The organism is Stenotrophomonas maltophilia R551-3, from assembly GCF_000020665.1.
Lineage (GTDB): Bacteria > Pseudomonadota > Gammaproteobacteria > Xanthomonadales > Xanthomonadaceae > Stenotrophomonas > Stenotrophomonas maltophilia_L.
Genome location: NC_011071.1, coordinates 1877535 through 1896046 on the forward strand (window position 1 = coordinate 1877535; position 18512 = coordinate 1896046).

Annotated in this window: 15 protein-coding genes; 8 read left to right on the top strand and 7 right to left on the bottom strand. The window is 61.1% G+C overall.

Annotated features, from left to right (window positions below; translation table 11 throughout):
• Nucleotides 1–52 precede the first annotated feature (52 nt).
• From SMAL_RS08570 to guaA, 5 genes are all read left to right on the top strand, one after another.
• Nucleotides 53–1885, top strand: coding sequence for a monovalent cation:proton antiporter-2 (CPA2) family protein (locus tag SMAL_RS08570; protein WP_012510805.1), 1833 nt, complete (start codon nucleotides 53–55; stop codon nucleotides 1883–1885).
• A 226-nt stretch (nucleotides 1886–2111) separates the two neighbouring features.
• Entirely contained in the window at nucleotides 2112–2990 is an 879-nt protein-coding gene (gene folD, locus SMAL_RS08575) for a bifunctional methylenetetrahydrofolate dehydrogenase/methenyltetrahydrofolate cyclohydrolase FolD (RefSeq protein WP_005409307.1), read from the top strand.
• A gap of 483 nt (nucleotides 2991–3473) precedes the next feature.
• On the top strand, nucleotides 3474–4931 hold the full coding sequence (guaB, locus tag SMAL_RS08580) for an IMP dehydrogenase (RefSeq protein ID WP_012510806.1): 1458 nt from the start codon (nucleotides 3474–3476) through the stop codon (nucleotides 4929–4931).
• Between the two features lie 107 nt (nucleotides 4932–5038).
• Nucleotides 5039–5515 (top strand): hypothetical protein, encoded by a 477-nt coding sequence (locus SMAL_RS08585; RefSeq protein WP_041864506.1) that lies wholly within the window; start codon nucleotides 5039–5041, stop codon nucleotides 5513–5515.
• Nucleotides 5512–7077 carry a glutamine-hydrolyzing GMP synthase gene (guaA, locus tag SMAL_RS08590; RefSeq protein WP_012510808.1) on the top strand — a complete coding sequence of 522 codons (1566 nt, stop codon included), beginning with the start codon at nucleotides 5512–5514 and terminating at the stop codon, nucleotides 7075–7077. Before SMAL_RS08585 ends, guaA begins: the two co-directional genes overlap by 4 nt.
• 80 nt (nucleotides 7078–7157) lie before the next feature.
• Here guaA and SMAL_RS20745 read toward each other — a convergent pair whose 3' ends face one another.
• From SMAL_RS20745 to SMAL_RS08605, 6 genes are all read right to left on the bottom strand, one after another.
• Nucleotides 7158–7370, bottom strand: a complete 213-nt coding sequence (locus SMAL_RS20745) for a KTSC domain-containing protein (RefSeq protein WP_012510809.1) — start codon at nucleotides 7368–7370, stop codon at nucleotides 7158–7160.
• Nucleotides 7371–7372: 2 nt separating this feature from the next.
• Nucleotides 7373–9148 carry an ATP-binding protein gene (locus SMAL_RS20750; RefSeq protein WP_012510810.1) on the bottom strand — a complete coding sequence of 592 codons (1776 nt, stop codon included), beginning with the start codon at nucleotides 9146–9148 and terminating at the stop codon, nucleotides 7373–7375.
• Nucleotides 9148–10302: an SIR2 family protein gene (locus SMAL_RS20755; RefSeq protein ID WP_198283153.1), complete on the bottom strand. Its 1155-nt coding sequence runs from the start codon at nucleotides 10300–10302 to the stop codon at nucleotides 9148–9150. The genes SMAL_RS20750 and SMAL_RS20755 overlap by 1 nt, the downstream gene beginning before the upstream one ends.
• Before the next feature lie 74 nt (nucleotides 10303–10376).
• On the bottom strand, nucleotides 10377–11786 hold the full coding sequence (locus SMAL_RS08595) for a DUF2130 domain-containing protein (RefSeq protein WP_012510812.1): 1410 nt from the start codon (nucleotides 11784–11786) through the stop codon (nucleotides 10377–10379).
• Nucleotides 11787–12554: 768 nt separating this feature from the next.
• Complete coding sequence (locus tag SMAL_RS08600) at nucleotides 12555–12911, bottom strand: hypothetical protein (RefSeq protein ID WP_012510813.1); 357 nt, start codon at nucleotides 12909–12911, stop codon at nucleotides 12555–12557.
• A gap of 552 nt (nucleotides 12912–13463) precedes the next feature.
• Nucleotides 13464–14381, bottom strand: a complete 918-nt coding sequence (locus SMAL_RS08605; protein ID WP_012510814.1) for a LysR family transcriptional regulator — start codon at nucleotides 14379–14381, stop codon at nucleotides 13464–13466.
• Nucleotides 14382–14477: 96 nt separating this feature from the next.
• Between SMAL_RS08605 and SMAL_RS08610 the strand changes: the two genes are divergently transcribed.
• Nucleotides 14478–15317 carry a type 1 glutamine amidotransferase domain-containing protein gene (locus SMAL_RS08610; RefSeq protein WP_012510815.1) on the top strand — a complete coding sequence of 280 codons (840 nt, stop codon included), beginning with the start codon at nucleotides 14478–14480 and terminating at the stop codon, nucleotides 15315–15317.
• Nucleotides 15318–15414: 97 nt separating this feature from the next.
• On the top strand, nucleotides 15415–16152 hold the full coding sequence (locus SMAL_RS08615) for a hypothetical protein (protein ID WP_012510816.1): 738 nt from the start codon (nucleotides 15415–15417) through the stop codon (nucleotides 16150–16152).
• A 39-nt stretch (nucleotides 16153–16191) separates the two neighbouring features.
• Here SMAL_RS08615 and SMAL_RS08620 read toward each other — a convergent pair whose 3' ends face one another.
• Nucleotides 16192–17568 carry a M1 aminopeptidase family protein gene (locus tag SMAL_RS08620; protein WP_012510817.1) on the bottom strand — a complete coding sequence of 459 codons (1377 nt, stop codon included), beginning with the start codon at nucleotides 17566–17568 and terminating at the stop codon, nucleotides 16192–16194.
• A gap of 152 nt (nucleotides 17569–17720) precedes the next feature.
• Between SMAL_RS08620 and SMAL_RS08625 the strand changes: the two genes are divergently transcribed.
• Entirely contained in the window at nucleotides 17721–18503 is a 783-nt protein-coding gene (locus SMAL_RS08625; protein WP_012510818.1) for a 3-hydroxybutyrate dehydrogenase, read from the top strand.
• Nucleotides 18504–18512: the final 9 nt, after the last annotated feature.

Here is an 18512-nt window from a genome sequence, read left to right on the forward strand (position 1 = left end):
TCGGCATTGCTCTATTGTTGAACCCGATTCTGGATCTTGGGGAAAACACCGCATGGCGGTAGAAGCAGCGACCAGCGAGCTGGTCAAGGTCGTGGCCCTGTTGGGCGCGGCGGTGGTGATGGTGCCTTTGTTCCGCCGGGCCGGCCTGGGCTCGGTGCTGGGCTACTTCGCTGCCGGCCTGGCGATCGGACCGTTCGGGCTGGGCTGGTTCTCCGACCCACAGTCGATCCTGCATACCGCCGAACTCGGCGTGGTGATGTTCCTGTTCGTGATCGGCCTGGAAATGCGGCCGTCGCACCTGTGGAGCCTGCGCAAGGAGATCTTCGGGCTGGGCACGCTGCAGATCGTCACCTGTGCGCTGGTGCTGACCAGCATCGCCAAGCTGTTCGGCCTGCCGTGGCAGGTCGCCTTCATCGGTGCCACCGGCTTCGTGCTCACCTCCACCGCGGTGGTGATGCAGCTGCTGGCCGAGCGCGGTGACATCGCGTTGCCGTCGGGGCAGAAGATCGTCTCCATCCTGCTGTTCGAAGACCTGCTGATCGTGCCGTTGCTGGCGCTGGTGGCTTGGATGGGACCGAGTGCGGGCAGTGCCGATGGCGAGGGCTCGCGCTGGCTGTCGGTGGCGATCGGCGTCGGTGCCATCGTCGGCCTGGTGCTGGTCGGCCGCTTCCTGCTCAACCCGCTGTTCCGCGTGCTGGCCGAATCGAAGGCGCGCGAGGTGATGACCGCCGCCGCATTGCTGGTGGTGCTGGGCGCGGCGCTGCTGATGCAGCTGTCCGGACTGTCGATGGCGATGGGCGCGTTCCTCGCCGGCGTGCTGCTGAGTGAGTCGACCTTCCGTCACCAGATCGAGGCGGACATCGAGCCGTTCCGCGGCATCCTGCTCGGCCTGTTCTTCCTCAGCGTGGGCATGGCGCTGGACCTGAGCGTGGTGGCCGCGCACTGGCAGCTGATCCTCGGCCTGGTGCTGGCGCTGATGGCGGCCAAGGCACTGTGCATCTACGTGGTGGCGCGCATCATGGGCAGCGACCATGCGCAGGCGCTGGATCGCGGCGTGTTGATGGCGCAGGGCGGCGAGTTCGCCTTCGTACTGTTCTCTGCTGCCGCATCGGCCGGCGTGATCGACCTGGAGATCAATGCCAACTTCACCGCCGTGGTGGTGCTGTCGATGGCGCTGACCCCGCTGGTGGTGCTGGTCTACAAGCGCATCGCGCCGAAGCCGACGGTGAACATGGACGGCGTGGACGAGGCCGACGGCCTGTCCGGCAGCGTGCTGCTGATCGGCTTCGGCCGCTTCGGCCAGGTCGCCAGCCAGTCGCTGCTGGCGCGCGATGTGGATGTGACCATCATCGACAACGATGTGGAGATGATCCAGAGCGCGGCGCGCTTCGGTTTCAAGATCTATTACGGTGATGGCACGCGTCTGGATGTGCTGCATGCCTCGGGTGCAGCGACCGCGCGTGCGATTGCGGTGTGCGTGGACAAGGCCGAAGCCGCCGACCGCATCGTGGAACTGGTGGCGCATGAATTCCCACAGGCCAAGTTGATGGTGCGCTCGTTCGATCGCGAGCATTCGCTGCGGCTGATCCATGCCGGTGTCGATTTCCAGATCCGCGAGACCTTTGAATCGGCAGTGCTGTTTGGCCAGGCCGCGCTGGTGGAACTGGGTGCGGACGAGGACGACGCGGTGGAGATTGCCGAACAGATCCGCCGTCGCGATGCCGAGCGTTTCGAGCTGGAGATTGCCGGTGGTGGTTTGAATGCCGGCGCGCGGATGATCTACGGCAACAGCCCGCAGGGCGTACCGACGCCGACGCCGTTTACTGCGCCGAAGCGGGAGAGCAAGACGCTGAACCCGCAGGATGTGCCGGAAGAGGAAGAGTAGCCCCGGTAGTGCCGGCCGCTGGCCGGCAAATACGGAAACGTTCCGACGTCATGAGGTTGCCGGCCAGCGGCCGGCACTACCGGAGGTTGGCAATTTGCGTCACCCCGGGGTCAGAGCCCTTTGCCTGCGGCAAAGGGATCCGACCCCATCAGGACCCCATTCTGCGGTGGGCGAGGGGGCCTGAATCGGGGACAATAGCGTCCCCGCCGCCCCACGCCTGCTCCCGATGACCGATTCCGCCTCCCAGCTTCCTGCCCGCATCCTTGATGGCCGCCGTATCGCCGAGGACCTGCTCGACAGCCTGAAGGTGCGCGTCGACGCCCGCGTGGCCGCCGGCGGCAGCCGCCCGGGCCTGGCCGTGGTGCTGGTCGGTGGTGACCCGGCCTCGACCGTGTACGTGCGCAACAAGCGCCGTGCCGCCGAGAAGGTCGGCATCGAAGCACATGACTACGACCTGCCGGCCGGTACCACCGAAGCCGAGCTGCTCGACCTGATCGACCAGCTCAATGCCGATCCGAAGATCAACGGCATCCTGATCCAGCTGCCGCTGCCGGGCATCCCCGACGCGCGCCGGCTGATCCAGCGCATCGACCCGCGCAAGGACGTGGACGGTTTCCACCCGGAAAACGTCGGCCACCTGGCCCTGCGCGAGTTCGGCCTGCGCCCTTGCACTCCGCGCGGCATCACCACGCTGCTGGGCCACACCGACCAGCCGGTGCGCGGCCGCAACGCCACCATCGTGGGCGTGAGCAACCATGTCGGCCGCCCGATGGGCCTGGAGCTGCTGATTGCCGGCTGCACCGTCACCAGCTGCCACAAGTTCACCCCCAAGGACGTGCTGGAACAGGCCGTGCGCAACGCCGACATCCTGGTGGTGGCGGTGGGTCGCCCGGGCATCGTGCCGGGCGAGTGGGTGAAGCCGGGCGCGGTGGTGATCGATGTGGGTATCAACCGGCTGGATGACGGCCGGTTGGTGGGTGACGTTGGGTTTGAAGCGGCGGCCCAGCGGGCGAGCTGGATCACCCCGGTGCCGGGTGGCGTGGGCCCGATGACCGTGGCCACGTTGATGCAGAACACCCTGGAAGCCGCGGAAGCGCTGAGCTGACCTTTTGGGGTGGGTGCCGACCGTTGGTCGGCACAATGCCGGCAGGCCGATGACCCGCTCTTGGTAGGTGCCAACCTTGGTTGGCACGATCCGTCCGGCGCCTGTGCCCCAGATGGGGTGAAGGCAGCTCCCTGATTGTGCCAACCAAGGTTGGCACCTACCAAAGGCGGTTCCGTGGCGATTCCATGTCCATGGCGGTTCCATGGGTGCCAACCTTGGTTGGCACGATCCGTCCGGCGCCTGTGCCCCAAATGGGGTGATGGCCTCTCCCTGTTTGTGCCAACCAAGGTTGGCACCTACCAAAGGCGGTTCCGAGGCGGTTCCATGTCCATGGCGATTCCGTGGGTACCAACCAAGGTTGGTACCCACCCAGGCCCCCCTGAACCAATCACCGCCCGCGCGACACTGCGTCGCATCTACCCCCTGCCACACGGTGCGAAAACAGGGTAAAATGTCGCGCTTCCCCACATCTCGGGTATGCCGATGCTGCGCATCCAGGCTGAAGCACTCACTTACGACGACGTCTCGCTCGTCCCCGCCCATTCGACCATCCTGCCCAAGGACGTCAACCTCGAAACGCGGTTGACTCGCGACCTGAAGCTCAAGCTTCCGATCCTGTCCGCAGCCATGGATACCGTCACCGAAGCCCGCCTGGCCATCGCCATGGCCCAGCTCGGCGGCATGGGCATCATCCACAAGAATCTCAGCCTGGAACAGCAGGCCGCGGAAGTGGCCAAGGTCAAGAAGTTCGAGGCCGGTGTCATCCGCGACCCGATCACCGTCGACCCGGAAACCACCATCCGCGACGTGCTGGCCCTGACCCAGGCGCACAACATCTCCGGCGTGCCGGTGGTGGGCAGCGACGGCCTGCTGGCCGGCATCGTGACCCACCGCGACATGCGCTTCGAGACCGAGCTGGACGATCCGGTCCGCCACATCATGACCAAGAAGGATCGCCTGATCACGGTCAAGGAAGGCGCCGCCTCTGACGAAGTGCTGCAGCTGCTGCACCGCAACCGCATCGAAAAGGTGCTGGTGGTCAACGATTCGTTCGAACTGCGTGGCCTGATCACCGTCAAGGACATCCAGAAGAACACCGACTTCCCGAACGCTGCCAAGGATCTGTCGACCCGCCTGCTGGTCGGCGCTGCCGTCGGCGTCGGTGGCGATACCGATCGCCGCGTGGAAGCGCTGGTCGCCGCCGGCGTGGACGTGATCGTGGTTGATACCGCGCACGGCCATTCGCAGGGCGTGCTGGACCGCGTCAGCTGGGTCAAGAAGAACTTCCCGGGCGTGCAGGTCATCGGTGGCAACATCTGCACCGGTGAAGCCGCACTGGCGCTGCTGGGCAGCGGCGCGGACGCAGTCAAGGTCGGCATCGGCCCGGGCTCGATCTGCACCACCCGCGTCGTCGCCGGTGTCGGCGTGCCGCAGGTCACCGCCATTGACCTGGTGGCCGAAGCGCTGCAGGACCGCATCCCGCTGATCGCCGACGGTGGCGTCCGCTACTCGGGCGACATCGGCAAGGCGCTGGCCGCCGGTGCCTCGACCATCATGGTCGGTGGCCTGCTGGCCGGTACCGAGGAATCGCCGGGCGAGACCGAGCTGTACCAGGGCCGTTCGTACAAGAGCTACCGCGGCATGGGTTCGCTGGCTGCCATGGAAAAGGGGTCGAAGGACCGCTACTTCCAGGACGCCGCCACCGCCGACAAGCTGGTGCCGGAAGGCATCGAAGGCCGCGTGCCGTACCGCGGCCCGGTGGGCGGCATCATCCACCAGCTGATGGGCGGCCTGCGCGCCACCATGGGCTACGTGGGCTGCGCCACCATCGAAGACATGCGCAGCAAGCCCAAGTTCGTGAAGATCAGCGGCGCCGGCCAGCGTGAGAGCCACGTCCACGACGTGACGATCACCAAAGAGCCGCCGAACTACCGCGCCTGATGCGCTTGCGAACTGCTCTTGCGATTACGGGCAGCCTGCTGATGGCAGGCTGTTCGTTGTCCGAACCGCCGCCGCGCTCCGGGTCTCCGGGCGCGGCGGTTTCGCAATTGCAGGACGTGCAGGCGTGCCAGAACGCGTTCTCGCTGCCGAAGGGCTGGCAGGTGCAGGCCGCTGGCGAGCAGCGTTGGCTGCTGAAGGGCACTGGCGAGCGCCCGCTGCAGGTCACCCTGCAATGCATTACCGAGCTGTTGCACGGGCCGGATGATCCGGTGCTGACGCCAGTACTGGGCGCGCTGGAGCCCGCACGGATGAGTGTGCGCTGGGCGTCCTGGGGCGCTGCGGATTCGGGCGCCTCGATGGCGGCGCTGCAACGGCGCATCGTGCCCGGCACCGAAGTGCAGGAAATCGCCGAAATGCCGCGCGTTGACCGCGCCACCCCCAACGCACCGCACGGCCTGCTGATGCTGCGCTGGGATGAGGAAGACCCCTCACATATTCAACAACGCGAGGCGTTCATCGCCACGCTGACGCAGAGCCTTGAAGCGCCGGGCGCTGCGAAAAACACCACTGGAACGGCACCATGACCAACATCCATAACGACAAGATCCTCATCCTCGATTTCGGCGCGCAGTACACGCAGCTGATTGCCCGCCGCATCCGCGAGCTGGGCGTCTACTGCGAGATCTGGGCGTGGGACCACAACCCGGCCGAGATTGCCGGCTTTGGCGCCAAGGGCATCATCCTGTCCGGTGGCCCGGAATCGACCACGTTGCCGGGTGCCCCGGCCGCGCCGCAGGAAGTGTTCGACAGCGGCCTGCCGATCTTCGGCATCTGCTACGGCATGCAGACCCTGGCTGCCCAGCTGGGCGGTGCAACCGAAGCGGCTGACCAGCGCGAGTTCGGCCACGCCGAAGTAAACGTGATCAACCCCGATGCGCTGTTCAAGGGCCTGAGCGACCACGGCGGCGAGCCGAAGCTGAATGTCTGGATGAGCCACGGCGACCACGTCTCCGTTGCACCGCCGGGCTTCACCATCACCGCCACCACCGACCGCATTCCGGTGGCCGCCATGGCCAACGAAGAAAAGCGCTGGTACGGCGTGCAGTTCCACCCGGAAGTGACCCACACCCTGCAGGGCCAGGCGCTGCTGCGCCGCTTCGTGGTGGACGTGTGCGGCTGCCAGACCCTGTGGACCGCCGCCAACATCATCGACGACCAGATCACCCGCGTGCGCGAGCAGGTGGGCGATGACGAAGTGATCCTGGGCCTGTCCGGCGGCGTCGATTCGTCCGTGGTGGCTGCGCTGCTGCACAAGGCCATCGGCGAGAAGCTGACCTGCGTGTTCGTGGATACCGGCCTGCTGCGCTGGCAGGAAGGCGACCAGGTGATGGCGATGTTTGCCGAGCACATGGGCGTGAAGGTCGTTCGCGTGAATGCCGCCGACCGTTACTTCGCCGCGCTGGAAGGCGTGAGCGACCCGGAAGCCAAGCGCAAGATCATCGGCAACCTGTTCGTTGAGATCTTCGACGAAGAGTCGAACAAGCTGAAGAACGCCAAGTGGCTGGCGCAGGGCACCATCTACCCGGACGTGATCGAGTCGGCCGGCAGCAAGACAGGCAAGGCGCACGTGATCAAGAGCCACCACAACGTGGGCGGCCTGCCGGAGCACATGAAGCTGGGCCTGGTGGAGCCGCTGCGCGAGCTGTTCAAGGACGAAGTGCGCCGCCTGGGCGTCGAGCTGGGCCTGCCGCGCACCATGGTCTACCGCCATCCGTTCCCGGGCCCGGGCCTGGGCGTGCGCATCCTGGGTGAAGTGAAGCGTGAGTACGCCGAACTGCTGGCCAAGGCCGATGCCATCTTCATTGATGAGCTGCGCAAGGCGGATCTGTACGACAAGACCAGCCAGGCGTTTGCCGTGTTCCTGCCGGTGAAGTCGGTGGGCGTGGTGGGTGACGCGCGGGCTTATGAGTGGGTGATTGCGCTAAGGGCCGTGGAAACGATTGACTTCATGACGGCGCATTGGGCGCACCTGCCGTATGAGTTCCTGGGTACGGTGAGCAACCGGATCATCAATGAGTTGCGAGGGGTGTCGCGAGTTGTTTATGACATCTCGGGGAAGCCGCCGGCTACTATTGAGTGGGAATGAGTTGAACGAACGAGGGCGCCGAGAGGCGCCCTTGTTGTTTGTAGGCGTCCAGTGCTGAACGCCTACGGCAGTAGATTCGGCTAGCCTACTTGCGAGTAGCTATATGAATTTTTGACGCTCTTTGCAAAATATCCCCCAACGGAAGGTGCCGAAATTAGCTCTTGATGGACGTAAGGAGGGACACCGAAGTACTGGTAGATGCCGCCCTTTAGAAATTCAACCTCAAGTGTCTGTGATTCTTCGTGGTACCCAACTGATGCGAGGTTCGATGAGCTCACTGGATTGCGTTCCATTGCTAGTCCTTTTGACTGCTGTCTTGGTTTCTCCAGGCGCTTACGAGCTTGGAGTAATCTTCGGCGCCTCGGTCTGCACGCCACCTACTTCCGATCTCTGGATCTCCGCTGGTTGGATATTTTCCTTCAGGTAGGACATTGAATCTGCAACGAGTTGGTAGTTGCGCAGCCTCGCCGACGATTACTGCTTCCCCCGTCCGCAGTACTGGTAGTGAATCAATTACTCCGGCAAGCCCATCGGACATGGCTGCCTTCACGATTCCTCTATCCGTTGAATTGTTAATTCGAAGGGAGATTATCGTTCCACACTGTGAAAGTATAGTTTCGTCTATCTCCGAAGGACGTTGGCTGACAATCATGGCGCCAACACCAAATTTCCTGCCTTCCTTGGCAATTCGCTGGACCATCTCCTTTGATTCGCCTCCCTGAGACTTTCCGAGGTAGCGATGCGCTTCCTCTAGAACGATCAACAAAGGTCGTTCGCGCATGCCTTCTTTTGCATTCCTGCCCCAGATAGCTGCTTCAAAAATTATGTCTAGAAGCGCTCCCAAAAGCAGGCTAAGCCTGGCTGAAGGCATTCCGGAGAGGTCGAAAATAGTAACCGGCTTGTCATGGCCCAGCCACTCATCGAGAAGCCCGTCCAGATCTCTTTTGATTGTCCCATCCGTTTCTGGGTTCCAATCACCAGGTTGAAATAAGAAGGAGAACTGTGTGTCGAGCAGCCTCGATTTCATAAGGTCGAGCTGTCTCTTGAGTGCTCCAGGTCCACCCTTCTTGGGGAGTGAACTTCCTGCCCCAGGAGGAACAAACTTGGGCGCTATCAGTGTGGCGAAATCCCCCTCTCCGCCTTCTGTATAGGCTGGCTTCGTCATTTCGGCGTCGGAGTAGTTTACTCCGTCGTCGTGACAAAGGTCATACCATATCTTTTTGATTCGATATGGAAGAGGCGTGCTGCTGGTAACATTGCTCGGGTCGACATCGGCTATTCCATTTGTCCCGATTCCTAGTCTCTTCTCCTCAACTACCTTGTCCATAAAAGACGATCTTTGAGATTCATTAGGACTATTAAAAACAAGATCAAATAGCTTATCTGGTGATATGCACCAATAAGGAATGTAGAGCTGATTCTCTTCCTTTGGCAATATGGAGAAAGACTTTGCGATATCGCTCAGCGCGGGACCGTATTCGCCGTGGATATCAATTAGCATTACACGGGCTGATGGCGCAGGTCTTTCATCAGATCCGATGAGCATTGATCTCAAAATGCTCGCTGTGCTTGTGGACTTTCCAGATCCAGTAGAGCCAAGGATTGCGGAGTGTCGTGCGACGAGCTTATTTAGGTCAAGGCTGACCTCAATTCCCTCTGAGCTTGAAAGGCGTCCCACTTGGAAATGACTTTTTAGATCATTCCTAAATATTCTCTTTAAGTCGCTATCTACAACAAAGTGGACTTGGTCGCCAATGCTCGGGTACTCGCTGATTCCCCTGTCGAATACTCCGCCAATGGATTCGCCGACCAGCTCTACCTTAATCCACTTTCTATCGGAAGAAATCGTTTCCTCGAGGTTGAGTGTTGATGTTTCACTCGATTCGGAGATTATTCCGTAAAGGTGATTATATCCAATTGGGATTTTTACAAAGCTTCCGACTTGGCCAATTCTGTAGTTTCGTCCTTCAAGCACAACAATTCCAGAGTCGACCGTGGATGCTATCTCAACCGAAATCGATGAGCTGGATACTGAGCTAACGAGGCCTAGGTAGGTGGGCTGAGTTGCCACTAATTTTCCCCCGTTGCAGCGACTTGAGGATTTGGTTGCAGTGGCGTCTCTTGTGACACGTCACTACCTGCGATCGCTAGGAAACGCGCAAGCTTTTTGAAGTCGCCGAGGAGGAACTTGTCGTCCTTGTAGTACTCGGACCTAATTTCGTGCCAAGTACGCGTTGGCTGCGCACCGATCTTCCACTTTGCTTCAACGCCATTAATTACTGCACCATCACTGCAGAATGCGCTGATGCCGGGGCATTTGAGCGCCAGGGATTTGGCTGAGCTCTCTTGGGCGAGACTGTTGAACTGGAATGCGAACAATGCAGCTGATGGATTCGCCAGCAAACACTCAAGTAGTCGAGATGAGATGTGCGCATCGGCAAATGAGAAGCCTGTGCTTATGATCAGCGTGTCAGGCTCCAGAATGAAATTCTTCAGGCGCTCAAAAAGCGAGGAGAATGGTGCCGCTTGTGTTTGATCGTATTTAATGTGGGATGGGTAGACCAAGTTTGCGTTAGTTGAGTTCGGGATCCGAACTACCTCGCCCTTTATGTTGGTTTCCCATCCGATCGATCCGTGAAGCTTCCAGAGCCGCACCCATCTCGCAGGCAGATCGTTCTTTGCGATACTTGAAGGATCAAAGAATGCTGACTTCGACCCGCTAAAACCATCGAAGTACGGAGTTCGCGCGCGCTCCAACGCATTTTCCAGTAGCAAGTCATAATTGGTTGTAAAAATTTCGACTGCATGCTTTCGATCTATTCCATTAATCCATGAGACTAGCTCTGAATATGGATTGGCGCCTTCTGGAAGGTCCTGGGATACCACCTGTCTGATGGAATTACAGATTGACTCAGAGAGGTTATTAAAGTCGGCAGCAGACGACTCGAAAATATGCCCGTCGCCGACAACCTCAGATAGCATTCTAATTCTGGATAGGACCTTTTCCAAGTTAGAATCCGCTATGGAGTCCCTTATCTTGGAGTAAGTTTTTGCTTGCGCTTGGTTAAGGCTTTGGAGGACTATTGATTCCAATCCCGCAATGTTTGGTATTAATGGTTTCCAGGTCTCATCATTGCTCGTATTGATGCTGACAGGCGCTCCAGCTCCGAGGAGTATTGCTATTCTCTTCCGTCCATTTGTCGCGAGTTGGCGCAGCGCGAACATATATTGATCTGGGTTGTGTGATGTGTTGTCCATAATTTCCCCCTGTCTAGAATAACAATTATCTCCTTCTGTCGTTACTTGGAGTTTTGTTGGCCATCTCCTTTGAGATCATTGAACTTGGACGCCATTGTTGGGTTTCCCTTGGTGAGCTTTTTGATTGTAACGTCTTGGGCCTTATCGTTGGCCAGCCGGAGATTTCGATCCGTCCCCAATAGTGCGTCTTTCGTCTTCTGTAGATGGTCAATTGACTTATCAATTTCAATGATGGCAGTCTGAAATCTCTTGGTCGCCAGGTCGTAATTCTTTGAAAAGGCTGACTTGAATGAGTCCAGTTGATCCTCGAAGTTTGTTATGTCAATGTTCTGGGCTTTCATCAGCGCAAGCTCAGACCTATATTTTAGTGAATTGAGTGATGCGTTTCTGATTAATGCAATCAACTGTATGAAGAACTGTGGTCTGATAACGTACATCTTTGCGTACCGGTGCGAGACGTCGACGATCCCTGTGTTGTATAGGTCACTGTCTGGCTCAAGGAGTGAAACCAGGACTGCGTACTCACACCCTTTCTGGGAGCGATCTTTGTCGAGCTCTTTGAGGAAGTCTTCGTTCTTGCTTTTAGTTGAAGTTCGATCTGCTTCATTCTTCATCTCAAACATGATCGAGGTGATCTCGACGCCGGATACATCGGTGTCGCGAAAAATATAATCACCTTTGCTGCCAGATCGCGCATCATTATCCTTTTCAAAGTATGCCGTCGGAAAGGCGGTCGCGCGGATCCTGTTGAACTCATTCTCGCAATGTTGCTCGAGTGTTTCTCCCAGCATCTTGGTGGAAAGTCGCACCTTCATGTCACGTAGTCTCTCTATGGACTCATCGCGATCCCTAAGTAAGGTGTCATACTTGTCCTTTAAAGACTTCTCTGCAAGAAGGCGTTCAAGCTCGGATTTTTCAAGTTGACTTCGAAGTTCCTGGGCCTGCTTCACTTCCTTGTCAACTGCTTGGAAGATTTCCAATTTGTTGCTTGCTTTAGAGTTGTCGAGCTGATTCTTTAATTCTTGGATCTCGCGATCCTTAGACGACGTTGCAATGGCCAGGTCTCGTGATAGCTTTGCTTGCATCAAGCTCAGCGCGCTCGCGTTATCTGATCGCGTTTGTTCAAGCTGTCTCGCTAAGTCATCGCGCTGCTTCTCTATGCCGTCAAGCGCTTCGCGGACAGCTAGCTGTCGAGCAGTTTCCTCTGCCTCGACTTTTGATTGTAGTCTTTGTATCTCGCGATCCTTGTCGAATTGCTTCTTTTGAAGTTCTCTTGTGCTCGCTGCTACGGCAAGTTCAACGGCGCTTCTCTTCTCTTGCTCGGCTAGGTCAAGCCGCTCTCGAAGCTGTCTTTCAAATTCGGCATCTCGGACTTGCTTTAGGATTGCCGCATAGCCAGAGCCGTCAATCTTGAAGGCTTTGGAGCAGTGCGGACAGATAATCTCGGGCATTCTATGATCTCCGATCGATTTCAGCTAACTCTGGCCGCCCCCAAGCCGGCTTGCCGCTGGTGGCGCGGAGGCAACTAGTTGGGGGATTTATCGGATAGTAGATGAACATCGCGTGCTTGTCTCATGGTCGTGTCATAGCTTGCCTCGGACACATGATTGCGCTGCGCTACTACGGCTCCCCAAGGGTGTCGAAGAGTTCGGTGTCACCCCGCCCCCACGCTTACAACTTTCAATGCGGTGATGAGACTCTAGTAGGACGCGCGTGTCGAATAAAAAGTTATAGAACGAAAGTAGTATTCCGAGAGATCGAATCCTCTCTGCATCGGTCCAGTTATTCTGCCCCTACCGTGGCCTCGCTTTCCTATAGACCAGTTCGACAAGCTCTCGTCAAGCAACGGGAAAGCCCTGAACTGGGCCCTCATCCAGATGTCAGTCGGGCGTAGACATCGCCTCATAGCGCCTTGCTGCTTGCGGGATCTCACGGCCGCCAGAATCGCCGCTGCCGCACGGCCAACGCCGGCCATGGCAGTCCGTCGGAGCCTTCGCGATCGCGATCGCGGTCGCGTTTGAAGCAACCTTGGAAGATGACGAGTTCCGGGAAATTGGCAGGCATCGTCGTTGATGGAGCCATTTGTACAGAAGGGTGGATTCTCGCAAGTGGGCATGTCGCGGACTTTCGCGCCAGCAGGGCCTAGCGCCAGCCGCTGCAAACGGTTGGCGGACATTGCGAGTTACAAACTAGGGCGGATAGCTGGCGCACGCACGGTCTCACTCCGGTCTAACCTCCCGACAAGCCCACTCAACCAGCCCGCGGCAAGCCAGGAACAACCCATCCACAACCCCCTCATCCAGATGCCGTTCCGGGTCCGCTGACACCCGGCAGCGGTCTGCTGCATGCAGCAGCTCCAGCACCGTCAGCGCCCCCACCATCGCGCGCTCACTCCTCGCCAGGCTCACGCGACGCCCGGGCGACACATCGGTTTCTGGCCAAGGGTGCCCATCTGCCCCTTCGCAGCCACGCATGCGCTTGAGAATGCCGAGCAGGGAGTTCAGGTCGGGAAGGGGAGTGTCGTCGTTGATGGGCTCAACAACGGTGTACGAAGAGAAGGTGTCGGATTCGTTCATGGCGTCGGCTTCCGTGGCTGTGCTTAACAGCGCCACCGCGAAGAGGTGGCGGACGATGCGTGGCTGCAAACCGGGATGAAATAGCACCATAGACCGGTGGGCCCGAGGGCCCCCACGCACCGCCCGCCAGGAAGGCCGACGGATTGCCCGCCGGCATCGGTTAAGGACGGTGCCGACGGGCAAGCGCAAACTACAGGTGCATCTCTCATCACGGGTTTGCAGACCCGCTGCCACCCTTTTTCGGTGGCGCGCCATGGTGTTTACGCCGCCGCTTCGAATGCCAATAGAAATTCGCGAAGGAATCACGGAATCCGAGAGCGAAGAACTATTGTTGCACGCGCCATTCGTGCAGCACGCGACGCCAACAGACGCATTAGCGCAGCCGCTCTGTTGATGGCGAACCAAACTGGCGTAATCGCCCACACCACAAGCGAATTGCGCGACAGCCTTCTTTGCAACAGTTCTTATTCTGCTTCGCCAGGCAACCGCGCCCGATCAGCCGCACACGCCGAAAACCGGTTCAAATCCGACACCGTTAGCAAGCACGCAGCTTCAACCAACGGCAGCCTCGGCCGCATTCCCCACCAGCAACTCAATCATCGCCCGCGCCGCCGCCGACTGCCGCCGATGCGGCGCATAGATCACCGAGAATGGCCGCGATCTCCCGCGCAACTGCTGCAGCACTTCCACCAGCTGCCCGCGCTGCAATCGCTCGCGCACGATGAACTCGTAGCTCTGGCAGATGCCGATGCCCTGTTCGGCCAGCGACACCACGCCCAGCACATCGTCGGAGGTCTCGATGGACGAACGCGGCAGCCAGTCCACGTCGCGCCCGTCATCGCGGAATATCCAAGGGGCCAGCCGGCCGGTGCGCGGCATCACGAAGGGCAGGCACAGATGCTGCTGCAGGTCGTCCAGCGTCTGCGGCGAGCCGCGGCGCTGCAGGTAGTCCGGCGTGGCCACCAGCAGCAGCGGGGCGTCTTCCAGCTTTCGCGCCACCAGCCCGCTGTCCGGCAGCTGGCCCAGGCGGATGGCCAGGTCGAAGCCTTCGGCCACCAGGTCTACGTTGCGGTTGGTGATGTTCAGTTCCACCTGCACCTGCGGGTACAGCTGCGCAAAGCGCGCCAGCACGGGTGGCAGCCGGTAGTGGCCATAGGTGGTGGGCACGCTCAGGCGCACGCGGCCGGCCAGCGCACCGTCCTGGGCCAGTACGTCGCGCTCGGCGTCGTCCAGCAGGCCGAAGGCGGTGCGCACCTGTTCCAGATAGAGCCGCCCGGCGTCGGTCAGGCCCACGCGGCGGGTGGTCCGTTGCAGCAGCTGCCGGCCCAGCCGCGCTTCCAGGCGGGTAACCGCGCGGCTCAGCACCGAGGGCGTGGTGGACAGCGCCACCGCGCCCGCGGTGAACGAGCCGTGCTCGACCACCGCCAGGAACACCTCCACGTCGCCCAGGTAGTCGAACTTGCGGCTCATTTGGCTCTTCGGGGAACAGATGTTTTGCGATGAGGCCAATTTATCGCCGCTCGGGCGATGAATAAAGTGGCGGCCATTCCCCGATAGGAGCTCCCCATGAACCTGATGACCCGGCTGGCCGCAGCGCTGGCCCTGACCCTGGCCGCGACCGGCGCACACGCCGCCAACGTGCTGGTGGTGCTGTCCGACGAAAACCACCTGGACCTGAAGGAGGGCAAGGTGCTGTCCACCGGCTTCTATCTCAACGAGCTGATGCAGCCGGTCAAGCTGCTGCTGGACGCGGGCCACGAGGTGACCTTCGCCACGCCGCAGGGGCGGGCACCGACGGTGGATGCGTCCTCGGTGACGCCGGCGTACTTCGGCAACGATGCCGGGCAGCTGACGCTGCACAAGGATCTGCTGGAGAAGCTGGCGCTGACCTCGCCGACGGCCTCGCCGGTGGTCAGCCTGGCGCGTGTGGAGCAGCAGGGCTACGCGCGTTTCGATGCGGTCTACATTCCCGGTGGCCACGCGCCGATGCAGGACCTGCTGAAGAGCCCGGCGCTGGGCCGGCTGCTGGCCGACTTCCACCAGCGCAACAAGACCACCGCGCTGGTCTGCCACGGGCCGATCTCGCTGCTGTCCACGCTGCCGGATGCCGCTGGGTTCGTGGCGAAGCTGGAAGCGGGTGCGACGCCGGCCACGCCGAAGTGGATCTACAGCGGCTACCAGATGACGGTGATCAGCAACCAGGAAGAAGAGCAGGCCAAGCCGCTGCTGGGTGGCGGTGAGATGAGGTTCTACCCGCAGACCGCGTTGCAGCGGGCGGGTGCGACGTTCAGCAGCAACACCACGCCGTGGACGGGGCATGTGGTGGTGGATCGTGAGCTGATTACCGGGCAGAACCCGGCTTCGGCGCTGGAGGTGGGGCAGCGGTTGGTGGAGCGGTTGAAGTAGGGCGGGTTCTGCATCGCATGTGGCGCCGTGGCACCATGGCGGACCGGCCTCGTCCTAACGGGCGGGCTGGTTTTCCAGGGAAGCCAATCACTACGACATGCGAACGTCCATCCGCTTCATTCTCTCCGTGCTGTGCCTTGGCCTGCTGTCTGGCTGCGCCAGTGGGCCGGATTACCACCATTCCAATCGCGAGATCACCAGCGCGTTCGTGGCCGACGACGGCAAGCTGTACCTGCTGCCGGTTTATGACGAGCCGATGCGCTTCGACGCCGCGCCGTTCCGTGATTACCGCGCCCTGATGGACAGCCCGCTGCGCGAGGCAGTGGTCTGCGCACAGCTGTACTTCCGCGAGGACTGGCGCGTGCCGGCCGACAGGACCAAGGTGCATGGCAGCTACGCGCTGCTGCTGCGGCCGGAGCAGGTGACGCCGGAACAGGCGGCGCAGTTCAACCTGGAGCGGTTGGAGATCAGCCCGCGGGTGGCCAAGGCCATCGATGAGTTGACCCGCCGGCCGTACATCCTTGAAGCCCGGAGCCGTTACGAGCTGGCGGCCAACCCGGACTGCAACCTTTCCAGGAAGGGTGGTAGCTACTACAGCGCGTTGTTCGAGAGTGATGGCGAGCGGGTGAAGTTGCCGGACGCTGCGGCGCTGGCCGAGAAGGCCAAGCTGCCGCAGTCGATTACCGCGCGGGCTGAGAGGATCCGGCCGGACGATACGGACAAGCCGGGTGTTGGAACGGCCGCCGGCAAGGTGCTGGGCGCGGCGTTGATTCCTGTGGCGGTTCCGGTGTTTGTGTTGAGCCTGCCGTTCCTGGGGCCGGATCATTGGAAGTGATGGGGCGTTGAGAGAAAGCCATCCACGCGTGGCGTGGATCTACTGGCACCTGTGCTTACCGCCAGCCACGCAGCTTGCCCGCCAATGTTCCCATGCCTTGGCATCGATGCCGGCCTTCATCGCGATGCCCTGCAGCTCCGCCCAGTTCCTCGGCGAAGGCGCGGCCAGCAGCCCGCGCATGAAGGCCTGCATCTTCGCTTCGCCCACCTGCTTCTCCAACGAGAGCAGCAGCAAGGGCGCATAGACGTAGCGATACATCTCGCCCAGATCCGAGTTGCCGTCGATGGCATCGAACGCCGGCAGCGGCTTCTCCTGCTTTTCGATGGCCGATTGCAGTCGCGCGATGTAGCGATCCGCCGCAGCATCGCCACTGATCTCACGCAGCGCCTTGATCGACAGGAATTCGGCGCTGGATTCCAACAGGACCCAGAAGTAGGGGCCCTGCGGACGGTTCAGTGTGCCGAAGTAGTAATGGCCCATTTCGTGCGCGATGTACTGCACGCGCCGTTCGGCCTTCTCGCCACCGGCCATCAGCGAATCCGCGACGTTGCCGATGCTGCCGCTCATGGCGATGGTGGGCCAGGTGGCAAAGCCCCACTCGCTGCCCTCGCGGTCGCGCTCGATCTGGTTGAGCGTGACCATGCGCAGGAAGGTGGGGCGGTCGGCCAGCGGCACGCCCATGTAGCGGCTGTGCACGTCGGCTATCTTCTGCACCGTGCTGGACAGTGCATCGACCTTCGCCGGAGGCAGGGTCTCGTTGAGGATCGTGACCTGCGAGGTGCGGGTGATCGGGCCGCTGCCGCCGAACAGCAGGATCGGTCGTGCGTTGTCGCTGCGGAAGCGGCCCTGCGCGCCTTCGATGGCCGTGCTGCCGTTGAGATACAGGAAGCGGCAGCCGCTGCAGTCCACCTGCAGGTCGTAACGGCTTTCGCTGCTGCGCACGCGGGCCTTGGGATCGAACGCCTGCGGCAGCCATGCGGACTGTTCGGTGAAGCGGGCGCTGTCGCCGTTGAAGGCCATCAGGCCCTTGAAGTCGGTCGGGGCATCGTGCCGGGCGTAGACCGGGAAGGCGCCCACATACTGCATGCAGAGCGTGGTGGGTGGCTTGGCCACGGTGTACACGCGCGCCTCGCCATCCACGCCGGCGTCGTACCAGCCTTCGAAGTCCAGCGGCGCGCCATCGCTATCGGTGACCCGCGCGACATTCAGGCCGGCGTTGAGCACGAACGAGCCCATCGATTCGGCAGGTCGGCTGGATACGCAGACGTTGCCTTCCACGCGGCCGGTCGCTATATCCACCCGCACGCTGCCGGTGGTGAGTGGCGTGGCGTCTTGAGCAGGCGGCGCGGCCTGGCTGATGGCAGGGACGAGCAGTGCGGCAACAACGGCGGGCAGCAGGGCCTTGCAGGGGTTCATCGGGCCATCCATGGGTGGATTGCGCTGACTATAGGGGTAATGTGAAAGTCTGCCGAGAGGGGGCATCCACGGATGGCGTGGATCTACTGATCCGCGCGTGGAGTGGATCTAGAGGACTACACTGGCTGCCTGTGCCCGATGGAAGCTCGCCCATGTTCAGTGGAAAGGTCGCGGTGGTTACCGGCTCCACAAGCGGTATCGGTCTTGGCATTGCCACGGCGCTGGCGCGGCAAGGCGCCGACATCGTGTTGAACGGATTCGGCGATGCGGCGGAGATCGAACGTATCCGTTCCAACCTGGAAGCCGAGTTCGGTGTTCGCGTGGCGCATGACGGTGCCGACCTGTCCCGTGGCGAGGCAGTGCGCGGGATGATCGACCACGCCGTTGCGAAGATGGGGCGCATCGACATTCTGGTGAACAACGCGGGCATCCAGCACACCGCGTCGATCGAGGAATTCCCCACAGAGAAATGGGATGCGATCATCGCGCTGAATTTGTCGGCGGTGTTCCATGCAACGGCGGCAGCCTTGCCCCACATGAAGCGGCGGGGCGCCGGCCGCATCATCAACATCGCATCCGTGCACGGGTTGGTGGGCTCGGTGAACAAGTCGGCCTACGTGGCGGCCAAGCATGGCGTGGTGGGGTTCACCAAGGTGACCGCGCTGGAGAACGCGGGCACTGGCATCACCGCCAACGCGATCTGCCCGGGTTGGGTGCGAACTGCGCTGGTCGAGCAGCAGATCACCGCGTTGGCCGAGCGCGAAGGCACGGATCAGGAGACCGCTGCGCGTGCGCTGGTGGCCGAGAAACAGCCCTCGCTGCAGTTCGTGACGCCCGAGCAGCTGGGGGAAATGGTGGTGTTCCTGGCCTCGGACGCCGCGGCGCAGATCACCGGCACGGCGTTGCCGGTCGATGGTGGCTGGACCGCCCGCTAGCGGACCGGC